At 36.8% G+C, this 7,988-nt stretch carries 14 protein-coding genes and 1 pseudogene; all 15 read right to left on the reverse strand.

Going from position 1 to position 7,988, the window contains the following annotated elements; translation table 11 throughout:
* Window positions 1–297: 297 nt before the first annotated feature.
* The gene (locus OCV61_RS16205) at window positions 298–483 is read right to left on the reverse strand and encodes a hypothetical protein (protein WP_055282109.1); all 186 of its coding nucleotides are present in this window, start codon (window positions 481–483) and stop codon (window positions 298–300) included.
* Window positions 484–514: 31 nt separating this feature from the next.
* Window positions 515–691, reverse strand: coding sequence for a hypothetical protein (locus OCV61_RS16210; RefSeq protein ID WP_172679858.1), 177 nt, complete (start codon window positions 689–691; stop codon window positions 515–517).
* A gap of 9 nt (window positions 692–700) precedes the next feature.
* Window positions 701–1,084, reverse strand: coding sequence for a TnpV protein (locus OCV61_RS16215; protein ID WP_055282232.1), 384 nt, complete (start codon window positions 1,082–1,084; stop codon window positions 701–703).
* 14 nt (window positions 1,085–1,098) lie between these two features.
* Window positions 1,099–1,326, reverse strand: coding sequence for a DUF6462 family protein (locus OCV61_RS16220; RefSeq protein ID WP_055282111.1), 228 nt, complete (start codon window positions 1,324–1,326; stop codon window positions 1,099–1,101).
* A complete protein-coding gene (locus OCV61_RS16225) occupies window positions 1,316–1,585 on the reverse strand; it encodes a DUF6462 family protein (protein ID WP_055282113.1) in 270 nt (89 codons plus the stop codon). Before OCV61_RS16225 ends, OCV61_RS16220 begins: the two co-directional genes overlap by 11 nt.
* A gap of 289 nt (window positions 1,586–1,874) precedes the next feature.
* A pseudogene (locus OCV61_RS16230) lies at window positions 1,875–2,348 on the reverse strand (lysine--tRNA ligase); the annotation flags it as partial.
* A gap of 169 nt (window positions 2,349–2,517) precedes the next feature.
* Window positions 2,518–3,759: a tyrosine-type recombinase/integrase gene (locus OCV61_RS16235; RefSeq protein ID WP_158422674.1), complete on the reverse strand. Its 1,242-nt coding sequence runs from the start codon at window positions 3,757–3,759 to the stop codon at window positions 2,518–2,520.
* 33 nt (window positions 3,760–3,792) lie between these two features.
* Window positions 3,793–3,990 carry a hypothetical protein gene (locus tag OCV61_RS16240; RefSeq protein ID WP_144167542.1) on the reverse strand — a complete coding sequence of 66 codons (198 nt, stop codon included), beginning with the start codon at window positions 3,988–3,990 and terminating at the stop codon, window positions 3,793–3,795.
* A 91-nt stretch (window positions 3,991–4,081) separates the two neighbouring features.
* Window positions 4,082–4,276, reverse strand: coding sequence for a DUF6462 family protein (locus OCV61_RS16245; protein ID WP_117639540.1), 195 nt, complete (start codon window positions 4,274–4,276; stop codon window positions 4,082–4,084).
* Between the two features lie 417 nt (window positions 4,277–4,693).
* Window positions 4,694–4,945, reverse strand: coding sequence for a helix-turn-helix domain-containing protein (locus tag OCV61_RS16250; RefSeq protein ID WP_144167540.1), 252 nt, complete (start codon window positions 4,943–4,945; stop codon window positions 4,694–4,696).
* On the reverse strand, window positions 4,929–5,369 hold the full coding sequence (locus OCV61_RS16255; protein WP_144167538.1) for an RNA polymerase sigma factor: 441 nt from the start codon (window positions 5,367–5,369) through the stop codon (window positions 4,929–4,931). Before OCV61_RS16255 ends, OCV61_RS16250 begins: the two co-directional genes overlap by 17 nt.
* A 253-nt stretch (window positions 5,370–5,622) precedes the next feature.
* Entirely contained in the window at window positions 5,623–6,198 is a 576-nt protein-coding gene (locus tag OCV61_RS16260; RefSeq protein WP_158422675.1) for an accessory gene regulator ArgB-like protein, read from the reverse strand.
* Between the two features lies 1 nt (window position 6,199).
* The gene (locus tag OCV61_RS16265; RefSeq protein ID WP_158422676.1) at window positions 6,200–6,349 is read right to left on the reverse strand and encodes a cyclic lactone autoinducer peptide; all 150 of its coding nucleotides are present in this window, start codon (window positions 6,347–6,349) and stop codon (window positions 6,200–6,202) included.
* Between the two features lie 142 nt (window positions 6,350–6,491).
* Window positions 6,492–6,887: a PleD family two-component system response regulator gene (locus tag OCV61_RS16270; protein ID WP_195256384.1), complete on the reverse strand. Its 396-nt coding sequence runs from the start codon at window positions 6,885–6,887 to the stop codon at window positions 6,492–6,494.
* Between the two features lie 122 nt (window positions 6,888–7,009).
* Window positions 7,010–7,810, reverse strand: coding sequence for a sensor histidine kinase (locus OCV61_RS16275; RefSeq protein WP_262583223.1), 801 nt, complete (start codon window positions 7,808–7,810; stop codon window positions 7,010–7,012).
* Window positions 7,811–7,988 lie beyond the last annotated feature (178 nt).

A 7,988-nucleotide genomic window follows, 5' to 3' on the forward strand; every position in this document is an offset into this window, starting at 1 on the left:
TTTGTTCATACTTTTTTACAATTAAAATTTTACTACACAAAGCATAAATACACCACTTACATTTGATGTAAGGTTCCTTTGTTTGAATTTCACCGCTATTCTTTATGCTGCTTTTCATCTGTCACCAGACATTCTATCTTCTACAAAATATTCACTATATATCATAGTCGGTTGACCGAGTAATAACAACACACTATTTACCATCTATCATATTTATCCGCATTAAAAAAGGACGCAGGATTTCTCCCACGTCCTCACATCTATCTGGCTTTATCTTCTCTTACTTTCGGTGCTTCCTTATGTGCCGCTTCCTGCTTCCACCGGATCATATGGTTGGTTATGATAAGTTTCAAATAATCTTCCCCACTCAATCCCACGCATTTCACTTTCCACATCACTAAATACACCAGAAATCCAGTCTATCACACTTGTAAAATATGTTTTCAATTCCTGTATGTCTGTATCATGACGGTGCTGGCTCATATATGCTTCAACATCTTCATCTACCCCTTCACTATTTTAAATATCTTCGGTAACTATCCAGAACTAAATCTGTAACACCGCTTTTATAGATTTTACGGATATCAACAATCTGTTCATCTTTCAGAAGTTTCAACCAATCCAGTAAATCTTTTCTGCTGTTTGCGAAATTGCAACATCTTCCATCAGCATATTCAATCCTGTATCTCATACGCTCCTCCTATACATATACCAATTCACTCAATACAATTTCCTGCACACGATTCTCGACATTATTACACTGTCGCACCCACTCCATAGGATTACATGCTTTTAATTCCTCTGTAACTCCCTCCGCACTTCGTATTTGTGCCTCAATCAATTCATACCGTTCCTGTGCCTGTTCATTCAGATCTGCCAGATAGCTGTCCAATTTCCCAGTCAACAGAAGATAAGAATACATACCTGATTTATAGTTTTTCATATATTCTTTTCGAAGCATTCCCCAGTACCCAATCGGTCTGGTTTCTTCCGGTAATGATAGCACTGGCAGGTAATAATCTCCTACCAACACATAATCTAATCCATTCCTGTCATCATGTAGTATTTTTCTCTGATTGCTCATGTTCTTCTCCTCCATCAAATCTTTCTCTTCTCTCTCAGATATGCTTCAAATATACTTCTTCGAATCAACACCTTTTTCCCAATTTTATATACTGCCCCTGCTTCATGTGCCATACGGACAACGGGTTTGATTCCCAGTCTGTAGTATTCGCACGCCATGTTATAGGTCACGTAATCATGGCGCATAAATTCCAGATCTTCATCATCGATTTCATCTGAAAACATCCATACATTACCGCTCATCCGTCTTCTTCTCCTTATCATTTCCTGTTGCCGGTTCATGAAAACGCTCCAGATAGTCATCAAAAATATCCCGGTTAATCAATACGGTTCCATCTATTCTGTAAATTGCACCTGCATCACTGGCGAGTTCAAAAAGTTTCTTATGAGAAATGCTGTAAATAATCTCTGCCTGTTGATAACGCAGATACTGTCGGCGTAATTTTCTAAGCTGCTCTGGTACTTCCTTCATACTTGTAATTGGTTTATAACTTTTACCCATGATGTTTTCCTCCAAAATTAGATTTGCTGTTTTACAGAAGCTGACTGCCGGGATATAACTTTCCAGGGCCGAATCATCAGACGCGCCACTGGCGCCTCTTTGATATGCAACGCAAAAAAGCACCTCTTAGATTAACTCTAAGAAGTGCTCTTACTTCATTGCCAAACCTGTGTCCTTTCACCTGAAATTCGTCATGCTTCATAACGATTCATTATTATCCCAAATTTTGTTGTCAAATTGTTGTCAAATGCGGTCTGACATCATGGTTTTAGACATTTAATATTTAATTTTAATACAGCTTTGCACCAGCCGGAATGTGGTTATCAACCATCAGAAGATGAAGTTTTTCTTCGCCCTCTTCCTCATGAATTGCACTGAGAAGCATTCCACAAGATTCAATTCCCATCATGGCTCTCGGTGGCAGGTTGGTGATTGCAATTAAGGTCTTTCCAACCAGTTCTTCCGGCTCGTAATAAGCATGAATACCGCTTAAAATCGTACGATCTGTGCCTGTTCCGTCATCCAGAGTGAACTGTAACAGCTTCTTGGATTTCTTAACTGCTTCACATGCTTTTACCTTTACAGCTCTGAAATCAGACTTGCTGAAAGTATCGAAATCAACCATTTCTTCAAATAATGGCTCAACTTTTACTTTGGAAAAATCAATCTTCTCAACTGTTTTTTCAGCCTCTGCCGGAGCTGCTTCGGAAGTCTTGGAAGCTTTCTTGTCAGCGTCCAGTGACTTCATTGTCGGGATTTCTAACTGCATACATCTTATACAATTTAATTCCCTTTATTAAAACACTTTACAGCCTTTCATCATTTATTCTCTAAACCTTTAGAACTGATTAAGGCTCTTTAATTTGTCGTACTCTTGTCGTACTATACAAATTTTGTCGTACCTCCTCAGCAAAACTAAATCAGACTCTTTCCTAAAATACATCTAATTTTTTTGCTAATTCCTGCATCGACTCATGCTTTTTTGTTTCTGTAACTTCTGCATAAATGTCCATCGTAGTTTCAATATTTGCATGTCCCATGATAGACTGAATTACCTTTAAATTTGTCTCATTTTCACAAAACCTCGAACAAAAAGTATGTCTCAAATGATGACATGAAAAATGCGGTATAAGAATCGGCTCTCTCTTTTCTTTGGCAGCTTTTAGCACCTCTTCTACATTATATGCTTCGTATATACGCTTAATTGCTCTATTGATAGCCTGTGGATTATGTACATTTCCAAAACGATTAGAAAAAACAAATCCAGACATTCCATCAATTTCTGTTTCATTGAACCCGTTTTCTTCTTGAAATGCATACTCTCTTTTAAGAGCTTCATAAACTGTATCAAGTATAGGAATCATTCTTATGCCCGCCTCTGTTTTAGGTAATGATACGGCAAATGAACAAATACCATGTCCCTTATATTCCCTGCTATAATAAACCAAACTATGATTGATACTAATTATCCGCTTCTCAAAATCAATGTCATCCCACCGGATTCCAATCGCCTCACCTATTCTGCAGCCAGTGCCAAGTAAAAACTTGAATAATGTCACCCAGCTTTCAAACCTTTCATTATTCTCTATGTATCTTATGAAAGCTCTCTGTTGCTCCAAGGTTAGTGCATGTCTCACACCATGATTTCGCCCCGGTAGCTTTTTTACTTGTGCCATTACCCCATCACTCGGATTAGTTCTGATAATATTATCCCTTACTGCTAACTGAAAGGTTGGATGTAACACCGTATGAATAGTCTCCAGCGTATTCACTTGCATTTTCTTATCTTTCAATAAGTATTGATAAAATTGTAGGACATCTGAAAACTTAATCACAGCAATCTTCTTTTTGCCAAACCCATCTTTCACGAAACGATCATACATATATTTATAATTCGTTCTTGTTGTTTCTCTCAATTCTGATTTTGTAGAAATATATCTATCAAAAACAAAATTAACTGTTGCACTGCCTGCAACATAGGTGTCCAGACCGTCTAGCTGATCTTTAACTAACTGTTCTTCACGTTCTCTTAATGTCTTAATATCTTTTGAATAAATGCTGCGTCTTCTGCCTAATGTATCCATATATGTATACACATACTTTCCATCGCATTTACGTTGTGTTTCGCCTTTTCTTAATACCCTCCCTTTTCTATCCTTCCTTGAATATACCATTTTTCTCCTTTCTCAAGGAAAGAATTTTCACACTTAGCTTCTTTGGGAATCTTCCATTGCATACTGCAAATCAATTCCTTTTTGTAGCACTTCTGTTACGGTCATGTCATGTTTGGACGCATATTCTCTAAGTTTTGTGGCTTCTTCCTCTGTCAGTTTCAATCCAATCAACGTATTTTTCGGATTCGCTGACTTTGGTCTTCCCATTTTAGCCACATCGTACACCTCCATCCATTTCTCCTTTATTATACTTTTGGTTTAACCGTAAGTCAAGTGTATTTTCCTTTTCTCTGAAAATCTTTCCTTATCAAAAATAATTCTTTTACTGCACCCGGAATGTTTCAAGATATTGATCAAAAATATCTAAGTCAACCAATACCATTCTGTCTATCTTCAAGATGGCTCCCGCATCCTTTGCTAATGTCTGAAATTTATTCATTCCCATACTGTACATTTCTGCACCCTCTTTATATCTGACTAACCTTTTCTTTTCCACTTTTTTTGTTGCTCTTTGCATATTCTTTTATTCCTTTTCTCTCTATATTAATATAAAAATTCTGCAGGCGGCTGTCGGGAAACAGCCTCATTGGAATCACACCATCTTTTCAGACCGGGCAGCCATCCCGGAAGTATCATTATCAGAAACAGTGTCTTCGCCACAAAGTTCCCACACTCTGCCTACAGCCAGATATGAATCGCTCATGTCAATTTCTCATAAACACGTATTCACGTACTCCAACCTTGCGACACGGTGTCGCAAAGTTACCATCATGACATTCATGGCGTATCCGCTGCCAGGCTATACTGTTTCATTTGTCCCGCAGAATAAAATATTCTGTTATCAAGGTGCAATTTATTTCTTAAAATCAACTTTTATACGTTAAATGTCTCCTATCAGAAGCCAGCAGAAAGGGATACTGGTTTCCAGTCATTCTTAACGTACTATTTTAAATTCTAAAATCGTTTTCAGCAGTTTCGCTTCTAATCTGTCACGCAGAGTTTTATCTACGCAGTAATGAACGTTTCCATATTCATCATACATTTTTCTGGTTGCCAGCTTTGCTATGTAGCCTTCATAATGTTTCATTACCGTATTAATTGCCATAACATTACCTGTTGTAGCATCCTCAATAATGCAAAATGGAAGCAGCCATTTTTCTTCTGTATTTTTATTTTTTACACTCACTTTTGTTTTCCTCCATTATCTGCTTCAGCAATTCCAATGAACGTGTCCGGTGCTCATGCACCGTACTTCTAACAAGATTCATTTTCCTTGCAATCGCAGCATCACTCATCTCCATAAAATATGACAGCAGAATTACTTCTCTTTTTCTATCCGTCAACGCATTCAATGCCTCTGCCAGTAAAGAACTTTTCACTTTCACATCATACTCACATGTTTTAAAAAAGTAGGATGTTTCATTATATTCATCCACTACTGACAGTTTCCCTGTCTGACATTCAGATAGTTCTGAAAACAATATTTCATGTTTTCTCCGATAATCCATATGCCTGTCATAATCTACCACTTCGCCATCCAGCGCCAGTTTGCACTTTCGATCAAACTGATGCCTGACCGTTGTTTCGTCATAGGAAGAAGATTGCTCCATAGAGTTCACCTCCTTCCCGATCGCAAGATATGAGCAAAGGTCTTTTCCCTTTCACCCATATCCCGTATGGAAAGTACGCGATGTTCGGGTCTGGAAGAATTTTTTTATCTTTATAATAAGAAACGCCTCCTGAGCCGAAGCCTAGCAGACGTTTTTCATTACCGAAACAGTGTTGCTTATAAAAAATAAACGATTCTTTTATCCTCAAATAAAATAAGCGGAAATAATAGATTTCGTCTACTATTCCCGCTTATTATCTCTTTTCTATTTTGTACTTTACTGCCCCAATATATTGTGAGATCAAAACTACTGCCATTGTCACTGCAACCAAAGACACTATTGCTTTCATCCCGGTAAGTGTACAAATCCCCGCAAACACATATATGCCCACAATAATTTTTACAGCTACCTTTCTGCAGTGTTTTTTTTCATCTGCATCAAGTTCTCGGTTAATGCTTTGTACCGGAGCCATATTCCAAATTAGAACACTGCTCAACACAATTATTCCCCACGCAAGATTTAAAGGTTGTGTATACAAACGATTAACAACCAGTACCAATGTCTGCACAGTGACAGAACACATAAAGCAGGCACCAAAGCTGTTTAGATGCACTCCACCAACAAAACTGCGCAACATCATAAAAATTCCTGTAACCACTGCAAATTCCGGAATCATATGCAAATATACCGCAATTCCAAAACAGGTCAAAAGACAGCTCAACATTTCAAGTCCTATTTGAAACCCATATTGGTATATTTCATATGATTCCTCTGGAACAGCACCAGATTTAACAATATAACCTGTCAGTTTTTCAGAAAAATATTTCATGTTACATCTTTTTCATTTTCTTCAGTGCTTCCGGCATTTTAGGCTGATGGAAGATATAGCAGCACGCACTGTCCGCTGACATTTTTCCCAGTTTCAAAGATACATTTGCTAATGCTTTAGCTGACTGTTTTTTTACATTTTTAGAATTCATAATTTGAATCTCCTTTCAGTTGTTTCCTCTACACTACTACAAAAAAACACAAATTTGTCTTTCTTGTAAAAAAAACGAGTGTTGATGTAACTTTTTCTATTTCTCCTTAAAATAAAAAGTAGCGGCGAAATTTATATCACTACTACTTCTCTTTTAACCCATATTTTCCTAAATACCAATTCCATCGGGCAATATCTTCTATTTTCTTTCTATATTCCTCTGAACTTTTGGCTATTTCTAAATAGTCATAGGCACCCGCCATTAACGTTGAAAAAATATTCTGCGGTGTTCCTTCTTCCATCAGCGTAAGGATTGGTATCCTTTGTCCCAGCCTCCCCTTTACCTGAACAATTGTTTTAAATGTACCTTTCTTAACCATTTCTTTATCAAAGTACATAATAACTATATCCGGATACGGATATAACTTTTTTTCCAAGGACTTATAAGTACACCATGTTAATTTATATCTTCCGTCTATTACACTATTTGTCAAATTAAAGATTTTCTCATCATCACTGAATAATAATACTTCCGTCATACCGCACCACCACAATACCATTCTAAAAAAATCATTCGCCATTTCCCCAAAATTATCTTTTTATTTTATATCTTTTTTCCATAATACAAAATATACTGTAATAATATCGACTGTTGATGTAATTATTCCTGCTTTCCATATAACACTACTCTGATTAAAAAACGGTTTGCCACATCATCATCAATCGTAACCACTCCATGATATTTGGCAGCAATTCGATATACGGATGAGAGACCTACCCCATGATTTCCCGCATCTGTTTTTGTAGACTTTAACCTTTTATCTTTCGTCTTTATAAGCACACCTTTGTAATTATTTTCCACAAATAGCAGCAAGTTATTTTTATCATATTTCATGTGAAACCTAATGTACTTTTTACCCTCCGCTTTTTGTGCTGCCTCTACAGCATTTTCTAATAAATTGCCCAGTATCAGGCAAATATCCGCACCCCTAAACGGCATTTCCATAGGAATATTTAAATTTACGGAAAAGTCTATTCCCACTTTCTTTGCCTCAACATACCAATATCCAATCAATGAATCTATAACAATATTTCCACTGTTTGTAACTGTAGATGTCTTTATTCCACCTTCTTCCATTATCTCATTGACAAATCTAATAATTTTTTCATTATCTCCATTTTCTGCATATGCAAGAATCGACACAAGGTTGTTTTTCATATTATGTCTTACATCTCTTAATCGAAGTATTGACAGTTCTCTCTCCTGCTGATGTCGTTCACACAAATCTAATTGTTGTTCATAGACAGAGGTCATTCTTCTTAGCTGCAGATCATCCGCCAATTTTATATAAATATAGAAAACAAGAACATTCACGCCTAACAAGATAACGGCAGTAACTGCAGATTGGATATTTGCACGATCACTATGGAGCCTATACCCAAACATAAAGATATTATTCATAATATAAATGCTACCTATCGGAATCAATACAAGCATAAAACTATATCTCACTGGAAGCTCTTTAATTTCATCTTTTGTAAATACTGCAAATTCTGCTCGAACGGTACGCCTATTCTGAAATCAGCGGTACATTCATTCTGATTTAGCGGTACGCGTTTTCTGCTCAAAACGGTACGTT

It is taken from the genome of Blautia ammoniilytica (genome assembly GCF_025566965.1).
Classification (GTDB): Bacteria; Bacillota; Clostridia; order Lachnospirales; family Lachnospiraceae; genus Blautia_A; species Blautia_A ammoniilytica.

Bases quoted from the DNA above. Each gene is read 5' to 3' on its own strand.
- OCV61_RS16240 (WP_144167542.1), bottom strand. From the start codon at position 3,990: ATGGAGGTGTACGATGTGGCTAAAATGGGAAGACCAAAGTCAGCGAAT.
- OCV61_RS16245 (WP_117639540.1), bottom strand. From the start codon at position 4,276: ATGCAAAGAGCAACAAAAAAAGTGGAAAAGAAAAGGTTAGTCAGATAT.
- OCV61_RS16260 (WP_158422675.1), bottom strand. From the start codon at position 6,198: ATGAAATATTTTTCTGAAAAACTGACAGGTTATATTGTTAAATCTGGT.
- OCV61_RS16235 (WP_158422674.1), bottom strand. From the start codon at position 3,759: ATGGTATATTCAAGGAAGGATAGAAAAGGGAGGGTATTAAGAAAAGGC.
- OCV61_RS16255 (WP_144167538.1), bottom strand. From the start codon at position 5,369: ATGGAGCAATCTTCTTCCTATGACGAAACAACGGTCAGGCATCAGTTT.
- OCV61_RS16210 (WP_172679858.1), bottom strand. From the start codon at position 691: ATGAGATACAGGATTGAATATGCTGATGGAAGATGTTGCAATTTCGCA.
- OCV61_RS16270 (WP_195256384.1), bottom strand. From the start codon at position 6,887: ATGACGGAAGTATTATTATTCAGTGATGATGAGAAAATCTTTAATTTG.
- OCV61_RS16275 (WP_262583223.1), bottom strand. From the start codon at position 7,810: ATGAATAATATCTTTATGTTTGGGTATAGGCTCCATAGTGATCGTGCA.
- OCV61_RS16220 (WP_055282111.1), bottom strand. From the start codon at position 1,326: ATGAGCGGTAATGTATGGATGTTTTCAGATGAAATCGATGATGAAGAT.
- OCV61_RS16265 (WP_158422676.1), bottom strand. From the start codon at position 6,349: ATGAATTCTAAAAATGTAAAAAAACAGTCAGCTAAAGCATTAGCAAAT.
- OCV61_RS16205 (WP_055282109.1), bottom strand. From the start codon at position 483: ATGAGCCAGCACCGTCATGATACAGACATACAGGAATTGAAAACATAT.
- OCV61_RS16225 (WP_055282113.1), bottom strand. From the start codon at position 1,585: ATGGGTAAAAGTTATAAACCAATTACAAGTATGAAGGAAGTACCAGAG.
- OCV61_RS16215 (WP_055282232.1), bottom strand. From the start codon at position 1,084: ATGAGCAATCAGAGAAAAATACTACATGATGACAGGAATGGATTAGAT.